16 protein-coding genes are annotated in these 16,226 nt (G+C 46.9%); 6 read left to right on the plus strand and 10 right to left on the minus strand.

Annotation, left to right across the window (positions count from 1 at the left end):
- The first annotated feature begins 6 nt into the window (after positions 1-6).
- Together lpxI and PHG53_06225 are read left to right on the plus strand one after the other, a co-directional pair.
- The gene (gene lpxI / locus PHG53_06220; protein MDD5381214.1) at positions 7-843 is read left to right on the plus strand and encodes a UDP-2,3-diacylglucosamine diphosphatase LpxI; all 837 of its coding nucleotides are present in this window, start codon (positions 7-9) and stop codon (positions 841-843) included.
- Positions 844-1,006: 163 nt separating this feature from the next.
- Complete coding sequence (locus PHG53_06225; GenBank protein MDD5381215.1) at positions 1,007-1,684, plus strand: lipopolysaccharide kinase InaA family protein; 678 nt, start codon at positions 1,007-1,009, stop codon at positions 1,682-1,684.
- Here PHG53_06225 and pheS read toward each other — a convergent pair.
- The 5 genes from pheS to thrS all read right to left on the minus strand — a co-directional run bounded on the left by pheS (position 1,638) and on the right by thrS (position 6,040).
- Positions 1,638-2,630, minus strand: a complete 993-nt coding sequence (gene pheS, locus PHG53_06230) for a phenylalanine--tRNA ligase subunit alpha (GenBank protein MDD5381216.1) — start codon at positions 2,628-2,630, stop codon at positions 1,638-1,640. The genes PHG53_06225 and pheS overlap by 47 nt on opposite strands.
- Before the next feature lie 45 nt (positions 2,631-2,675).
- Positions 2,676-3,032 carry a 50S ribosomal protein L20 gene (gene rplT, locus PHG53_06235; GenBank protein MDD5381217.1) on the minus strand — a complete coding sequence of 119 codons (357 nt, stop codon included), beginning with the start codon at positions 3,030-3,032 and terminating at the stop codon, positions 2,676-2,678.
- Positions 3,033-3,148: 116 nt separating this feature from the next.
- Positions 3,149-3,352 (minus strand): 50S ribosomal protein L35, encoded by a 204-nt coding sequence (gene rpmI / locus PHG53_06240; GenBank protein ID MDD5381218.1) that lies wholly within the window; start codon positions 3,350-3,352, stop codon positions 3,149-3,151.
- Positions 3,353-3,552: 200 nt separating this feature from the next.
- The gene (gene infC / locus PHG53_06245) at positions 3,553-4,047 is read right to left on the minus strand and encodes a translation initiation factor IF-3 (GenBank protein MDD5381219.1); all 495 of its coding nucleotides are present in this window, start codon (positions 4,045-4,047) and stop codon (positions 3,553-3,555) included.
- A gap of 91 nt (positions 4,048-4,138) precedes the next feature.
- Positions 4,139-6,040 (minus strand): threonine--tRNA ligase, encoded by a 1,902-nt coding sequence (thrS, locus tag PHG53_06250; protein ID MDD5381220.1) that lies wholly within the window; start codon positions 6,038-6,040, stop codon positions 4,139-4,141.
- A 345-nt stretch (positions 6,041-6,385) separates the two neighbouring features.
- Between thrS and PHG53_06255 the strand changes: the two genes are divergently transcribed.
- The 3 genes from PHG53_06255 (at position 6,386) to PHG53_06265 (ending at position 9,212) form a co-directional block, all read left to right on the plus strand.
- Positions 6,386-6,799, plus strand: a complete 414-nt coding sequence (locus tag PHG53_06255; GenBank protein MDD5381221.1) for an FHA domain-containing protein — start codon at positions 6,386-6,388, stop codon at positions 6,797-6,799.
- A gap of 386 nt (positions 6,800-7,185) precedes the next feature.
- On the plus strand, positions 7,186-8,547 hold the full coding sequence (locus tag PHG53_06260) for a GspE/PulE family protein (GenBank protein ID MDD5381222.1): 1,362 nt from the start codon (positions 7,186-7,188) through the stop codon (positions 8,545-8,547).
- Between the two features lie 5 nt (positions 8,548-8,552).
- Positions 8,553-9,212 carry a CvpA family protein gene (locus PHG53_06265; GenBank protein ID MDD5381223.1) on the plus strand — a complete coding sequence of 220 codons (660 nt, stop codon included), beginning with the start codon at positions 8,553-8,555 and terminating at the stop codon, positions 9,210-9,212.
- A gap of 12 nt (positions 9,213-9,224) precedes the next feature.
- Here PHG53_06265 and PHG53_06270 read toward each other — a convergent pair whose 3' ends face one another.
- Complete coding sequence (locus PHG53_06270; GenBank protein ID MDD5381224.1) at positions 9,225-11,030, minus strand: HEAT repeat domain-containing protein; 1,806 nt, start codon at positions 11,028-11,030, stop codon at positions 9,225-9,227.
- A gap of 404 nt (positions 11,031-11,434) precedes the next feature.
- Here PHG53_06270 and PHG53_06275 point away from each other — a divergent pair, with 404 nt between their 5' ends.
- Positions 11,435-11,662: a hypothetical protein gene (locus PHG53_06275; GenBank protein ID MDD5381225.1), complete on the plus strand. Its 228-nt coding sequence runs from the start codon at positions 11,435-11,437 to the stop codon at positions 11,660-11,662.
- An 827-nt stretch (positions 11,663-12,489) separates the two neighbouring features.
- On the opposite strand, the gene PHG53_06280 is transcribed toward PHG53_06275, so the two are convergent.
- Genes PHG53_06280 through hisS form a run of 4 tightly spaced genes read right to left on the minus strand, consistent with a single transcriptional unit; the run spans position 12,490 to position 16,176 of the window.
- Entirely contained in the window at positions 12,490-13,710 is a 1,221-nt protein-coding gene (locus PHG53_06280) for a CCA tRNA nucleotidyltransferase (GenBank protein ID MDD5381226.1), read from the minus strand.
- Positions 13,707-14,279 (minus strand): 16S rRNA (guanine(966)-N(2))-methyltransferase RsmD, encoded by a 573-nt coding sequence (gene rsmD, locus PHG53_06285; protein ID MDD5381227.1) that lies wholly within the window; start codon positions 14,277-14,279, stop codon positions 13,707-13,709. Before rsmD ends, PHG53_06280 begins: the two co-directional genes overlap by 4 nt.
- A 6-nt stretch (positions 14,280-14,285) precedes the next feature.
- Positions 14,286-14,870: an HYExAFE family protein gene (locus tag PHG53_06290; protein ID MDD5381228.1), complete on the minus strand. Its 585-nt coding sequence runs from the start codon at positions 14,868-14,870 to the stop codon at positions 14,286-14,288.
- Positions 14,871-14,877: 7 nt separating this feature from the next.
- Positions 14,878-16,176 (minus strand): histidine--tRNA ligase, encoded by a 1,299-nt coding sequence (gene hisS / locus PHG53_06295; protein MDD5381229.1) that lies wholly within the window; start codon positions 16,174-16,176, stop codon positions 14,878-14,880.
- Positions 16,177-16,226: the final 50 nt, after the last annotated feature.

Here is a 16,226-nt window from a genome sequence, read left to right on the forward strand (position 1 = left end):
TGTTCTATGAATAGCGAAGATATACTTGGCTTGATTGCAGGAGAAGGCAGATTGCCTTTTCTTGTAGCCGCCGGCGCCAGAGAAGCGGGATTGAAAGTAGTTTGCGTCGGTTTGGCGGATAATGCAGAACCCGCACTGGCTGACGAAGTCGATACCTTCCACAGCGTGGCGATTGCCCGACCCGGAAGCTGGATACGGAAGTTAAGAAAACACGGCGTAACCAGAACGGTTATGGTCGGACGGGTTGCCAAACACCGGCTGTTTACACCCCAGAGAATTCTAAGGTATCTGCCTGACTGGAGAGCGTTTAGAATATATTACTGGCGATTGCGCGGCAAAGACAAACGAAACGATACGTTATTAAACGCCCTGGCGGAGGAACTGGCCAGCGGCGGAATATTGCTGGAGAATTCAACAATGTACTGCAAAGAACATCTGGCAACAGCGGCAGTAATGACAAAGACACAACCGAGCCGGTCTGTCGAAGGCGACATTGAATTCGGCTGGCAGATAGCGAAAAAACTCGGTGAACTGGACATAGGTCAGGCGATTGCGGTCAAAGAAAAGGAAGTGATTGCCGTCGAAGCGATAGAAGGCACGGCAAAAATGATTGAGCGGGTCGGCCAGTTTTGTAAATCGGGCGGCTGGACGCTTATCAAGACCTCGAAACCAAATCAGGACATGCGGTTTGATGTGCCGTGCGTCGGACCAGACACTATCAAAAGTTTGGCCGAAAACGGAGGCAAATGCCTCGTCGTGGAAGCGGGCAAAACGATAATTATTGACAAGCCCGAGACAACAAAACTTGCCGACCAATTGGGCATAACTATTCTGGGACGGTGACATCTTGAACCGATGTTTCGACAAAATACACAGGGGGAACAACACGTTATATATACACAAAAATTTTCGCAACGATACTTTTGAACAGGCTCTATTAAATAGCGACAAAGAACTTGGGGAACGTTACCGACTGACGGTAATCCAGTCTTCAAAGTTTGCCCGGGTGTATAAGCTCACCGTCAGGTTCAATGACGCGGACAAAGGTATTTATTTCAAGCAATATCTTTGCAGGTCGGTTTGGGATTTTATCAAGCATTTCGTGCGGGCTAACCGGGCCGAGCGGGCTTTTAAAGCATCTGAGATGCTTGGTAAAAACGGCTTTGATACTCCTGCCACTATCGCGATGGGCAAAACGGCAAATTTCATGGTGACTCTCGAGATTGAAAACGCAAAACAGATTTTGCAATTCATCTCCGATAACAACTTGGAAACTCGAGACAGACGTGAACTAATACGAGAGTTTGGACGGACCATAGGCCAAATGCACACCAGGGGTATTTTCCATGGTGATTTGCGATTAGGCAACATACTGGCCAGACATGAGAAAAACCACTGGAAGTTTTTCTTTATCGATAATGAGCGAACGAAAAAATTTCGTCACCTGCCAGCGAGGCTGTGGGTAAAAAATCTGGTGCAGGTAAATACGCTTCCGCCTGTTTTGATAAGCAATACAGACCGTATGAGATTTTTCAGGGAATACTGTGCGCAAAACGAAAAAGCCGAAACAGAGAAAACAGCCCTGATAAAAAAAGTTCTTGAAAAAACCCGGCTACGTTTGGATAAAAAAAGAAACCTCAGAATTGCTTCAGAAATCGCAGGTCATTCTCGAACAGCAGTCTGATATCACTGATACCGTATTTTCTCATTGCGAGGCGTTCCACACCGAAACCGAATGCCCAGCCGGTATACTTTTCGCTGTCTATCCCGACCGCATCGAAAACATTCGGGTCGACCATACCGCAGCCGCCGACTTCCATCCAGTCTTCCTTACCTTGTTTATTTACCCAAAACACGTCAACCTCTCCGCTCGGTTCCGTAAAGGGGAAAAAGCTCGGCCTAATCCGCCATTTAATTTCGGGTCCATAATAGGCGTGAATAAACTGGTCGATGGTGGTTTTCATATCCACCATACTGACGTCCTCGTCGACAACCAGCGCTTCGATTTGATGAAACATATACATATGCGTCGCATCGACTGTGTCCGGCCGGTAAACTCGCCCCGGCGCAACTACGCGAATTGGCGGTTTGGTTTTTTCCATAACACGGATTTGGACCGGTGAAGTGTGGCTCCGCAGCAGAGTACCGTCGCCGATGTAAAAAGCATCGAATGGGTCTCTTGCGGGGTGTTCCGGCCCAATATTCAACGCGATGAAATTATGCCACTCGTCCTCAACTTCAGGCCCGTAGGCAACGGAGAAACCCATTCGGCCGAATATCTCCAGCAGCTCATTTATCGTCTGGGTAATGACATGCGTTTTGCCGATATCAACGGCTTTGCCCGGCAGAGTAACATCGAGCATCTCTTTAGATTTGCCCCGCTGTGACCGCAGCAGACTTTCTTTAAGCTGCTCAAATGCTTCGGAGATTTCCTTTTTTACTTTGTTTGCAAGCTGCCCCCCCTCGCGTCTTTGTTCAGCGGGCAGATGTCCTACCTGGCTGAGCATTTGGGTAATTTGGCCTTTTCGACCAAGGTATTTTATACGGAACTCTTCCAGCGTTGCTGTATCGGTGATGTTCTTTAAGGCGGCGAGCGCATCTTTACCGATTTTTTCTAATTGCTCAAGCATTTTGTCGTAGCTCGCGAATAGAAACTGGTTACCCTGTAATAGTCCTTATTTAATTGCCGCTTTTACAGCTTCAACGATGGCGTCAAAACCGGCGGGGTCAACGATAGCAATTTCACTAAGCATCTTGCGATTCAAAGTGATATTTGCCTTCTTTAAGCCGTTGATGAATTGGCTGTACCTGATTCCTCGCTGCCGGCACGCAGCACTTAAGCGTGTAATCCACAAACCTCGGAAATCTCTTTTCCGCAGCTTTCTGCCGATACGCGCGTAGACGCCTGCCCGTGTAGCTGCTTCTTTGGCCAAACGATACAGATGACCTGGGGCTCCGCGGCCTCCCCTTACTGATTTGAGAATTCGTTTCTTTGGCCGGCGTCGTGCCGAACCTTTTCTAACTCTTGGCATATCAGCTTTCCTTAAAAAATTTTCGATTTTCCCGGCTCACTGGCGGCAGCTGATTTGTATGGAGCCGAGAAGCAAGCCTGTTTAATTGATTATCCGTTTATTCTATTGATTACTTTTTATGCTTTTCCTTTAGCGATTTGGATTCTGATTTTAGCAGCTGCTCTACCGCTAATAATCGCCGAACTTCCTATTCGCCTGCGCCGTTTGGCATTTTTGCTGCTCATAAGATGACCGCCGCCGCAGCGACCTCGGGTGATTTTACCGGTAGCAGTAACTTTGACTCTTTTAACCAAACCCTTATGGGTTTTCTGTTTTGGCATTTAATCAATTCCTTTCCGGCTACGGCCCGGCCTTTGCCGAAACGAGAAATATAAAGAGAGTAATCTACAGCATTTGTGGTCTCCGGTCAATACCGCACCTTGGAAATTCCCGAAAAAAATGAAAAATCAGCCCCCAACTTCTGGCAAATCCCTCCTTTTATGCCAATAAATACCCACCCTTGAGCTAATTATTAATTCGGCTACTTAGGCACGACAACCAATGTTATACGCTTTCCAGCCATTCTGCCTGGCTGTTCGACCTTGGCCGCATCCTCTAACGACCCTGTAATCTGCTCGACCATCTTATATCCAAGATCCTTGTGCAGCATCTGGCGCCCGCGGAATATTATCGTGAACTGAACCTTATGGCCTTTCAGCAAAAATTCGCGGGCGTGATTAAGCTTGATTTCCAGGTCGTGTTTGTCGGTTTCGGGCCTGAGTCTGATTTCCTTAAGCACAGTCGAATGGTGCTGGTGTTTTTTATGTGCGTCGCGGACCTTGCGCTTTTGCTGATACAGCCACTTGCCGTAATCCATTATCCTGCAAACCGGCGGGTCGCTCATAGGCGATACTTCCACAAGGTCTAATTCGGCCTCGCGGGCCTTCGTAAGCGCATCGTATGTATTTACCAGTCCGACTTGATTATTTGATTCGTCGATTAGCCGAATTACGTTGGCCCGAATCCTCCCGTTTATCCTTAATCCTTGTTTGCTAATTGTATACCACCTTGCCTTTCTTAAAAGAAATAAAACAATTCATCACTTTATCAATCTTCAAGTTCCAGCTTTACTTTTTTTCGGCAATTTTGAGCTTTGCTATTTCAATAAATTTGTCGATTTCCACTGTTTTAGTTTCTTTCTCTCCCCGGATTCTTACATTGACGGTGCCGGATTGCGATTCTTTAGGCCCGACTACCAGCATAAAGGGAAGCTTCCTGCCGTGGGCCTTGGCAATTTTAACATCTATTTTCTCATTCGATAAATCACAGTCGGCCCGCAGCTGCGCACCTTTTAGCTTCTCCTCTACGACTTTCGCATAATCATTGCTCTTCTCGCTTATCGGCAAAATTCCCACCTGCTCAGGCGAAAGCCACAGAGGCAAATTCCCGCCATAGTGTTCTATAAGAATACCGATGAACCGCTCGAAAGAGCCCAAAATCGCCCTATGAATCATAACGGGTGCCTTCTCGGTATTATCCTTGCCGGTATAAACTAATCCAAATCGCTGCGGCATAGAAAAATCAAGCTGGATCGTGCCGAGCTGCCACGACCTTTTCAGGCAGTCTCTTATGTGAAAATCTATCTTGGGTCCGTAAAATGCACCGTCGCCTTCGTTGATTTTGTATTCGATTTTCTTGTACTTCAGGGCGTCTTTCAAAGCACTGGTGGAGATGTCCCAAATTTCGTCTGAGCCTATGTGTTTCACAGGCTTGGTGGACAGCTCGATATGAAAATCTTCGAACCCGAAAGCGCGATATATTTCAAAGGCAAGCTCAATAACACCTATTATTTCAGGTTTTATCTGTTCGGGGGTGCAGAAAATATGGGCATCGTCCTGCGTAAATTGTCTTACTCTGAAAAGCCCATGCATAACGCCGCTGGCCTCGTGCCTGTGCACCAGTCCGAGCTCGGCAACCCGCATCGGAAATTCCCGGTATGAATGCTGTCGGGTTTTATAGACCAGACAACCGCCCGGGCAATTCATCGGTTTTATCGCGTAGTTGGCATCGTCGAACCTGGTGAAATACATATTTTCTTTGTAATTGTCCCAATGACCGCTTTTGTGCCAAAGCTCCTCATTCAAAATAATAGGCGTTTTGATTTCCTCGTAGCCGTATTTGCGATGAACGCCGCGCCAGAACTCCGTTATAGCGTTCCAGACAATCATTCCCTTAGGGTGAATGAATGCGAAGCCGGGGCCGGCCTCGTTGAAACTAAATAAATCCAATTGCCTGCCTAAAACCCGGTGGTCGCGTTTCTTTGCCTCTTCCAATCTTTGCAGGTAGGCATCAAGCTCCTTTTTAGTCGGCCAGGCGGTGCCGTAGATGCGTTGAAGCATTTTTTGCGTTGGGTCGCCGTGCCAATAAGCGCCGGCTACCGACATAATTTTAAAGGCGGCAACTTTGCCGGTGCTGGGCAGATGGGGGCCTCGACATAAATCTTCGAAACCATCTCCGTGCGAATAAAAACTGATAATGTCGCTATCCGTGCGATTTATATTGTCGGTTTTATACCTGTCAGATGCTAATTTTGCCAGGGCCTCGCCCCGTGACATCTGCCTCCGGACGAACGGCTTGTCGGCCTTGGTAATTTCATACATCTTTTTTTCTATGCGTTCAAAATCGGAAGGAGAGATTGGCTCCTCAAGGTCTATGTCATAATAAAATCCGTCTTCGACGGTCGGGCCGTAAACTAACTTCGCCGCAGGCCAAATGCTGCATATAGCTTCAGCCATTATATGGGCGCAGCTATGCCTTAGTATTTCCAGACCTTCTGCATCTGCGAGGGTAATAATCTGAACGGCGGCATCAGCCGTGATAGGTGTGGACAAATCTATTAATTGCCCGTTTATTTTCGCTGCTACAGCGGCTCTTGCAAGTCCCGGCCCTATTTTCTCTGCTAATTGTTTTGCTGTTGTTCCGTTAGCAATTTCTAATGTGCTGCCATCAGGCAGTGTTATTCGCACCATATATCCTACCAAATAATATCAATCTTTTACAGCAGAACCAGAACCAGCAAAATAGAGTTCTCTTTGAATATAATCGTTTGGCTGAAATTGTCAAGCTAACTCTCTGGAGCCGAATACAAAAGTCCTAATCAGCAAGTACAAAAAGAAACGCCAAACGGCATTTGCCGCACAAAATCGCTCGTAACTGATTAATTAACATATAGTTATGCATGCTGAACCCGACGGGACGGTTTCGTCAACATTACTTGTTAACAAATTTATCTGTTGTTATATACTACTTTTGTTTATATAATGTAGTTTTAGCGAAACTTAAAGCTCCGCAAAGTATTTTTTGGAGAAGGCAGTATGGATGTAAATTTGGTTTTGCTCAAAAAGAACAGCTCACATAAGCTTTTCCCCCTTCCAAGCAGCGTCACGACAATTGGCCGGCGTCATAGTTGTGATTTATGCATCCCTCTGATGTCGGTTTCCAAAAAACACTGCCAGCTAAATCACGATGAAGGGATATTGAAAATTCGTGACCTTGACTCGCGTAACGGCACTTACCTCAATGGCAAGCGTGTAGATGAAGCGGTGATTCAGGCAGGCGATTCCATCAAGATAGGACCTTTAATATTCGTGCTCCAGATTGATGGTCAGCCGCAGACGATTGCCGCACCTGACCTGGCTGCACAAAGCCCACCCCCTCAGGATGCAGCAGCGGAGGATATCGCAAATGAGCAGTTAGATAATCCTGTACAACTGGAGGGCCTCGATTAGTTAGAGGCAACCGGTCCACCTTGATTTATTGTATTGCTTTATATGCTTGCTGATACGGCAAAGATATGGTAGTTTGTGGCATATTGTCGGCTGATTTTTCAGTATCCGGCTTCTGGGTAACTAATATGGGAATATTGGCTTTGACAAAATGTTTCTCAATCTTCCAACAATTAGGCGCAAGCCTAATCTCGATTGGCACAGGGCCTGGTACAGCCTTATCTGTCACGTCGCTGCCTTTTAACCCGATCAAATTTGTCTTTCTTGTGGGATGGGTATATCTCTGTTTGTACTTTGTTCAACATATCCAGTTCAGTTCGTTGGTACCCAAGAACCGTAAATCAATAGCCAATATTGCCGCGCTTTTTTTGGGACCTATACTTTTATTTATGCTGCTGATAGCGGACTTACTAAAAAAATCCTACAAGGGGCACCGTAGTATCTTCGAGATAATACAAGAGCATCTGCAAAATGTATCTTCGGGGATGAGGTCTTTACATCCTGATTCCAAAGATAAAACAATGTTAAGGCTGGTTGATTCATCAGGTAGAAGCCTTACGGAAATATATGGCCACGGAAAAGGCAAACGGGAAGACAGCCACATTCTCGATTTGACCGAACAAATTGTCGCTGACGCCCTCAATGAACGGGCCAGCGACATTCTTATCGACCCGAAGAACGAATTAATCTACACAGTCAGGTTTCGAATAGACGGCGTATTGAGAACGGTCAATGAGCTTGATCCTGCTATATGTCAGGCGGTAATAAACAGCATCAAGGCCGTTGCTAACATGGATATTGCCGAAAGACGCAGGCCTCAGGATGGTGCATTTTTAGCAAAAACAGCCGAAGGTACTGTGTTCTTCAGAGTTGCAAGTGCCGGGGCTGTCAGCGGCGAAAAGTTATCGATTAGGGTGCTTAACCAAAACGCCGGAATGTTTACGCTGGAAAGTATCGGATTAACGGATAAGCAGCGGGCGGTCATCGAAGCTATGGTCGCCAAACCTACCGGCATGGTGCTTATGTGCGGCCCTACAGGCAGCGGCAAAACCACAACTTTGTACGCCATGCTCAACAGAATTGACTTGCTTACACGCAACGTTGTTACGGTTGAAGACCCTATCGAATATGTACTGCCGAATGCCAGTCAGATTGAAGTTAATCCAAAGGCTGATATTACTTTTGCAAAGTCTTTGCGAAGCATTCTAAGACAGGACCCGGATGTAATATGCGTCGGAGAAATACGGGATGAGGAAACCGCCGCGATTGCTCTTCGGGCGTCACAAACCGGCCATCTTGTCATGGGGACAATACACAGCGACAGCAATGCATCGGCATTGGTGCGGCTGCTGGATTTAAGCGTAACGCCCCTCCTGCTGTCATCGGGATTAGATATTCTTATCTCGCAGCGATTGGTTCGTCTGCTCTGTAATAGTTGCAAGGTACCCGCTAAATTAAGTCAAAACCAAATCCACGACCTCCACAAAAAAGGCATAAACTACAAAAATATCTTCCAGGCCAAGGGATGTGACAAATGCCACAAAACCGGCTATCGCGGAAGGATAGCGATTTTCGACATCCTGGTTCTCAGCGACGAATTAAAAGCAGATATAGCCAATAATAGATTGTCTGTAACTCAGTTGAAAAAAGACGGTGACAAAAAAGGCAGATCCAACCTCAGAAAACAGGGATTGAAGGCCGTTGTATCCGGAATTACAAGTCTTGAAGAGCTTAAAAGAGTGATAGGGTAAAGTTTATGGCGTTTTGGATAGGCATATTAGTTAGCGGGGCCTTCGCATGGCTTACCATAAAACTGCGCTTCTATCAGACATGGGCCCTTGTTTTCAATATCCTAATCTCAATTTATCTGGCTATATACCTTCAGCCAATAATCGGAAATATCTCTGCGTTCGGTGATACGCCGTACAGTAACGCTCTGACTATGATAGTTGTTGCGGCAGCGTCTTTTTTAATTTTACATGGCATATCATACACATTTCTTACGGGTCAATTTAATGTCACATTTCCAACAGTAGTTGACTCGGTCGGTGCCGGCCTCCTGGGCTTTTTAGCCGGTTTTCTCGTCTGGAGTTTTCTAAGCCTCTTATTCTACATAACACCAGCTTCTCAAAATACCTTCGTAAAGGAAATCGGTTTTACAGACCAGTTTCAGCAAACCAGTGTCTCATACATCTCCCGGTTTTGCAATTTGATTAATGCGGTAGTCTCCTCTCAAAACAAAGAGTCCTCTGCGGAACAAGCTATCAGTAAATTGCTGAAAGACCTCGGACAGAAAGCACGCAAAAAAACGAACGAAAAAACCAAACCGGTTGAGCCTGTCAAACCAAAAGAAGCGAAAACCCACATTCGTGACCAGAACGAACTCGGCCCGCCTCCTGAGATTGAAGATTTTTAAATCGGCTTACCTTCAGCTTTTTGCCTGGTCAAGGATAAGGTCCTTGACTTTCTGACTCGGCAGATTGAGCGCGCCATAAGCCGCTGCGGCGGCGCTGCGAAGCTCAGGATCGCTCTCTTTAGAGCTGACCAGCGAATAAATAGCGTCTATCTTTTCGTCATCAAGCAGATTGGCATTAATTTTAGCTGAGACGGCTAAAGAATCAAAGGCGGATATTCGAATGTCCTTGGAGTTGCTTTCAGTAAGAGCCATCGCAGCTATCGCTCGCTGGGCCTCGGGGCTGCCAAGATAAGCCAAAGTCCGGCCGGTAAGAACCTGAATCTCAACCCGCGTACTCTTTGTTGCATCTATAAGGGCGCTTTGAGCCGCGGATAAATCAATAACGGCACTTCGTGTTATAGCCAATTTGAGCATAACTTCTGCCGCCCGAAGAGAAAAGCTGTTCGCATCCATCGTCTCGTTGTCACCTGTCTTTTGCCCCTTGTCTTTTTGTTCGAGGGCTTCTGTTAAATTCTTAACGACGAGATTACTCTCCGCAAAGCCTTCCTTGGGACCGACCGCCGCTATCGCTATCGCCGCACTGTATCTCACGGCTTTATCATCGAACGACAATGCCTGAACCAGCGGCTGGGTCGGACCAATTCGATAAAGCAATGATTTTTCGCCCGCAGTGGTGGCTAATGCCTCGACTGCGCGAAGCGCGATATAAGCGTTTTTATCTTTAATAGCCAAAGCAAGAGCCTGATGCAAATACTCCGGCCCTGCCGTGGTAGCATAAGTCATCGCGTCGGCATGACCTTCGCCAAAGTAACTCGGCATATCGAGACCAGTGGACTCGGCCTTAAAATATGCGGCCAGCCACAAACCGATAGCCCGGCCGAAGCCGGCGTCCGCTTTTAACGCCCACTCGCAAGAGCGCATCGTCATAAGCTCGTTAAAGTAGCTTCTGTCAACCTTCTCCCGCGTCAAACTTCGTTCGTTCGGGTCCCAGAACCAGACATTGGCGAAATTGGCGTCTTCCACCGGAGCTAAAGATGGAGTGTTATTATAATAATCCTCACCGAGCTGGTAGAACAACTGCGCAGCTGGAGCTTTCAAAGCGCCAGGGTCTATCTGCTTGATGCTTTCGCTGGCAAGTTTGCGAAGCTCTTCGGAACTATCCTTCTCGACAATGTATTTCAGATAAGGCAGCGATTGAGGATATTTAATCTTTCCCAGCGCCCGCACTATTTCAGCCTTTAATCCGACGTCTTCAGCCTGCAAAGCCGCCGTAAGAGGCCTTATTGCATCTCTGCCCACTTGCGGCAGTGCCCATACGATATTCGGAAATTCCTCTTTTCGGGTTTTGTCCGCCATTGCATTGAGCATAAAATATGCCGCGTATTCGCCGGCGTTCTGAAGTCGCTTGACTGCTGCAAGCCTGCCCCTGTCTGTGCCGCTTAGCCTTCTTATTTCCTCTCCAATAATCTTCGGGTCGGACCGCCGGATGAACCTGCCCTGCTCGATAATGTCCAGAACTTTTTTGCTCACCTCAACCAGCTCGGCATCGGACGCAGTGTCGATGACCCTTAACAAAATCGCATACCCCTGGGGATTCTCTTCACTGAAACCGAGCAATTCCACCGGGTCAGGATTGCTGTCGAGAACAGCTTGCGCGTATCCCTTGGCCAAATCGAGTCGGCCAATCTTTGTGTAATGCAAATAGTCGTTCCAGCTTGCCCTGAGCGTAGTCGAAGGGTCTTTGGTTGCCCCGAAAGAAATGCTGGCGGCCAAAAGTACTGCTGCTAAAATTATTCCGACGGTCTTCTTATTAAACATTAAATATCTCCTCAAAAGCCGTTTACCTTATCAAAAACGCAGATTCCTATAAGTAATCGTCATTTAGCCCCATATCGTATAGATAAATGCCCTTTTTGTCAATAAAAATACGTTTTGTGTTATGTTATCGGAACATTCGAGGTTCTACCTTTCTCGGTTAGCCCCGCAATTTATTGCGAGGGTTAGAAATGTTTACCCGTCGCCGGCACGGTGACGATTCAAAACCATATTTAGCCCCGGCCTTCGCCCCTGTGTAATACTAACGTCCCTCATCCTGCCTGCGGAAACAACAGCAACTTTAGGTGTTGTGAAAACCTGAAAAATAGGGTAAAATTCCACAAGGCATCCGGGAGCGGAAAACACACGAGATACAATTCACGAGATAAGACATATGAGGGCAAGAGATGGAAAACCTGAAACTAAGTATGATGTGTAAGGCAGGTGGGCCTGCAGTGATAATCCTGTGGGTGCTCGTTGGCCTGTGCTATAAGAAATTCGGCCTGGATTCTCTCTATATAGTGCTGACAGTTCTTACTATTATTCTACTGTTGCTGTTTGGTTATCTGGCAATCAAGATTACTTTTATTGTGATAAGCGCTATCTTGGATATTCTAAAAGAAAGAAAAAATTGACGTCAGAAAGTGAGTAAGTCGCGGTAAAGTTTGCCGTTGTAAATAGAAGAAATAACTAGGGACAGTCACCTGTTTTTGCTTTGTAAATTTTTGACCTTCCTTCCTTTTCATTTTTTCCCAACCGCGAAAACTCCGAGGCAATTGACAAAAGTCTTAATTGTCAATTGCAAGTGCCTCGCCAGCATGCGTTTGGTGACACCCCTTTGGCCGCAGCCTAATGCGAGAGAGTTATAGTTCCTGCTTGTGCTGCCAAAGGGTTTGGGAGAAAATCAATCAAAAGCGCAGGGGGTTGCACACCCAAAACGGAAAAGTCAAAGATTTCTTTACTCCTTTTCCAACATCGAGTTACGAGATTTATCCGTCTCAGGCGGAATCGAAATTTCGCATCAATCGCGCAAGCCCGCCTAATTACAGAAGGGACGTATTCTGTCTCTTATATGATTTAATATTTTAGGATTCATTTATGGTTTTGACTTTTATGCTTTCTTTATTCTGAATTCTGTCTTCTGACTCCTATATTCTGTTTTTTCTCTTTTCTCTGTGCCCTCCGTGGCAGACACGGAGATTTTCTGTTTATAGTAAAAAAATCAATCAAAAAAACATTAATTATGCAAAACGAACCCAATTTCCGAAATGCCAAAAATTGCTATAACATCAGTAATGACAATAACTACGAACTATGAACAACGAACTATGAACTATCAAAAACGAACCCAAACAAAGCCAATTTTATCCGCCTATGTGGCGGATAAAATTGGCCTGCCTGCCCTCGGATGTCGTTATCGGGGGAGCGCAGCCGAAGGGCCTTTAGTAACTAAAACACAGTTCTACATATCAGATAGTTTATGTCTTTTGAGCCAGTTTTTCACCCACTGCTCGGCCTGTTCTTTCCCCAGCACTTTCCCTTCCAACTGGACAGTATACATCTCTTCAGCCAGTTGTCCCAATTCAGGCCCCTGCACCGCACCTAATCGAATCAGGGCGTGCCCATCGAGCAAAGGCTTGGGCCGCAGCTCTACGTCGCCCAGCGCCTTTATTCTTTTCCGCAAACTTATAAGAGGTGCCGCGCTTTTGCGTTCGGCCTTTTGTATCGCTCTTTGCAGTTCATACAAGTCCCCAAAATATGGCTCGCTGACAATCAGCTTCAATTGCGATAAAGACATATCCTCATCAAGCAGTTTCCCTCTGTTGTCTAACAGGAATTTTATATGCCTGGTTTGGCTCCTGCTGAGTTTCAAACAGGCGCATTTCTCAATCGCGAATTCCGTCGAACAACCCGCAAAAAGACACGCTAAAGACAAAGAGAAATTACTCTTTTTTCGCAGTTGGGCCAGTACCTTGATTCCAAATTTTATATCTTCGGCACCAAAGCCGGGAAAAATCGCTTTCGCCAATCCGCTTTTGACAAGCAGTGACACGCCTGCGGAACGGTTTGGGCTGACCAGGATTGCCTCTAATTCCATAGCTATACGTTCGCCGCTTACCTTGGCTATACGTTTTGAATTACTGCAAATCGCTGAAAAGGTCCGCAGCTCAATCGCAAAACCGAGCTGGGTTGAAAACCGCACCGCCCGCAGCATTCGCAGATAATCTTCTCCGAACCGCTCAGCCGGCTTGCCGATTGTTCGTATCAGCTCTTTCTTGAGGTCGGCCCGGCCGTTGACGTAATCGATGACCTCCTTCTTCAAAGGGTCGTAGAACATTCCGTTGATAGTAAAATCTCTTCGGCTGGCATCTTCCGCCGCGCTGACAAATTTAACAGCAGATGGGTGTCTGCCGTCGGCATAGCCGGTTTCAGTTCTGAACGTCGCCACTTCCACCTGCTTATCGTCAATTAATACAATCACTACCCCGAATTTTGCCCCGACTTTTAGCGTCCGTTTGAACATCTTCGTTACATCTTCCGGATGGGCGCTTGTAGCAACGTCATAATCGCTGGCGGCCCTCCTCATGAGCATATCGCGCACGCACCCCCCTGCCAGCAAGGCTTCAAAACCATTGCTGCGGAGTCGTTTGATTATCTTTATAGCTGCTTCTTTGTTTGTCATTTGCTGCTCCGATGCAGTATGGTTACTACCATAGTTCCCCATTGTCTGCGCTCTATTACTTTTAGTCCGCCATACTGTTCCAGTAACTCTATCCGTTTCTCTGTCCTGACCACAACAATACCGTCAGGTGACAACTGCTCGGTTAACAAAACCAGCAATTTGCCCAATGGTGCATCATCTTTTGTTTCCCTCGAGGCCGCATACGGCGGGTCAACAAATATAAGGTCATATTTTCGCTTATAGGCCGGCGCACCAATTTTAAACGCATTAGCCCTTACAACTTTAGATTCTCCTGCAAAACCTGCCTTTTCAACATTCTTCTTCAAAGTCGCGACAATCTTCAGGTCTTTTTCAACAAAAGCAACAAATTCAGCCCCCCTGCTAAGCGCCTCCAGCCCTAAAGACCCGACACCGCAGAACAAATCGGCTGCGATTTTACCCTCCAGAAAACCGTAATTCCAAAGAACATCAAAAAGCGATTCCTTGACCCTGTCAGTAATCGGTCTCGACACGTCCGTCTTTGGACTGAGCAATTTCATCCCTCGTTTTGCACCTGCTATTATGCGCATCTCACATCACAACAAAAGATTTTGCATCTGCACTGCGCACCGGCGGAATTTATCGGCCGGCAACGTTACCGTCTGCCACTTCGGACTGCGCTGCTTCATAAACACTCGATAATCATCCAGCTTGACGGCGAAAAACATATATCTGTTTTCGTCAAAGTCATAGACCTCCCTGCCGTCAAAATCAACATCGATATTTTCTATTTTGTATGCGAAGACGAAGACAGCGGTATGCCCCTGACTTCCTTCGGAGAAAACCTCTTGCCACTTCGTCAGCCCGTCGATGTCCTCAGCCGTGACCCAGCATTCGAAGCCGGCTAACTTGGCAAAACTTGTCCCCTTGAAGGCCCTGCCCTTTACCTCTGCGATTATCACCTGCTGATTGCGCGGATATAAAAGGAAATCGAAGCTTTTAAATTTGCACGGTCCGCTTGCCTCGGCGGAGCGGGTCGAAGCCGGGAATTCCGCCCGCTTCTGCTCATCGACCGTAACGTATTGGATGTGATTGTCTATCAGCCAGCTTTCAAAAGCCCGCTCATAATGATTCATCGCGGCGAAGCGTCCCGCAGCCGGTTTGGCAGATATATCCTTCATCTTGGATTTAGTCCGCCTTTGGCGGATTAAGCTCTGCGAAAAATGCGTCTATTTTAATCCGTTTTTGCTTACTGGTTGTCATATCCTTAACCACAAGCTCATTGCTTTTGAATTCGTCGCCGAGAATAATGCTTTTCCTGGCATTTTGGGCCGCGGCTTGTTTGAGTTGCCTGCTCAGACTGGCGGCCTTGTAAGTGAAATCAGCCGAATAACCTTTTGCCCGCAGTTCTGCTGCTATTTTAACGGCGTCCTGCAGGGTCTGTTCCGGCTCTATGCAGGCGATAAAATAATCTATCCCTGTCGGCTTCGGCTTCAACAGTCCCCGTTCTTCGAGCATCAAACCTAATACGCAATCGCCCATACCGAATCCCGTGGCAGGTATCGCCGGCCCACCGAACTGCTTCAGCAAATCATCGTATCTGCCGCCCCCGCCGATGGCTCGCAGATCGCCTCGCTTGTCATAAATCTCATACACGATGTCCGTGTAATATGCCAGCCCTCTGACAATGCCCGGGTCGAATTGGCAATATTCCACAACTCCCATTCGCTTAAGCCAGTCGAACAAAACCGCGATTTTTTCGATGGCCTCGTTAATTTTGTCGTCCGGCTCGATCATCTTCTTGATGTCCGAGACTGCCTTAATCTCCATAAATTCCTGTATCTTGTCGGCCATCTTGGCGTCCGCAACCTTCTTGTTGAGCATTTGCTTGAATTCCCCCGCCGACACCTTGTCTTTTTTGTCAAGCACAGGATACAGCGCATCCAAACGTTTATCAGCTATCCCCATCTTTTCGAGAATGGCTGACAGCAGTTTCCTGCTGGATATTCTCACCACAATATCCTTTGGCGTTAGCCCAACTTCTCGCAGGTAATCCAAAGCACAGAATATCACCTCGGCATCAGCCAGCGCACCCTCTACGCCGATTATGTCAACGTTCCACTGGAAGAATTCACGCAATCTCCCCTTCTGTGGACGCTCCGCCCGAAATAGTCTCGGAACAGAAAACCACTTGATAGGCATAGGCAGCGAGCTGATTTTTTGATTTACCATTCGTGCCAGCGTAGGCGTGATTTCAGGCCTCAGTGCCAAATCTCTGTCGCCCCTGTCTTTGAATGAGAAAAGCTGCTCGATAATCTCGTCGCCGCTTTTTATCTGGTACATCTGCAGGTATTCGAATATCGGCCCGTCGTATTCCTCGAACCCGTTGCGCAGAGATACCTTCTTCCAGCCGTCGATTATCCAGTTCCGAACGGCCATCTCCTGCGGATAAAAATCCCTTGTTCCTTTTACCGGCGATATCTGCATGTCAATTCACTATTTTCTATCTACTATTCGCTATTTAATTTATAATGCGT

The organism is Phycisphaerae bacterium, from assembly GCA_028714855.1.
Classification (GTDB): domain Bacteria; phylum Planctomycetota; class Phycisphaerae; order Sedimentisphaerales; family Anaerobacaceae; genus CAIYOL01.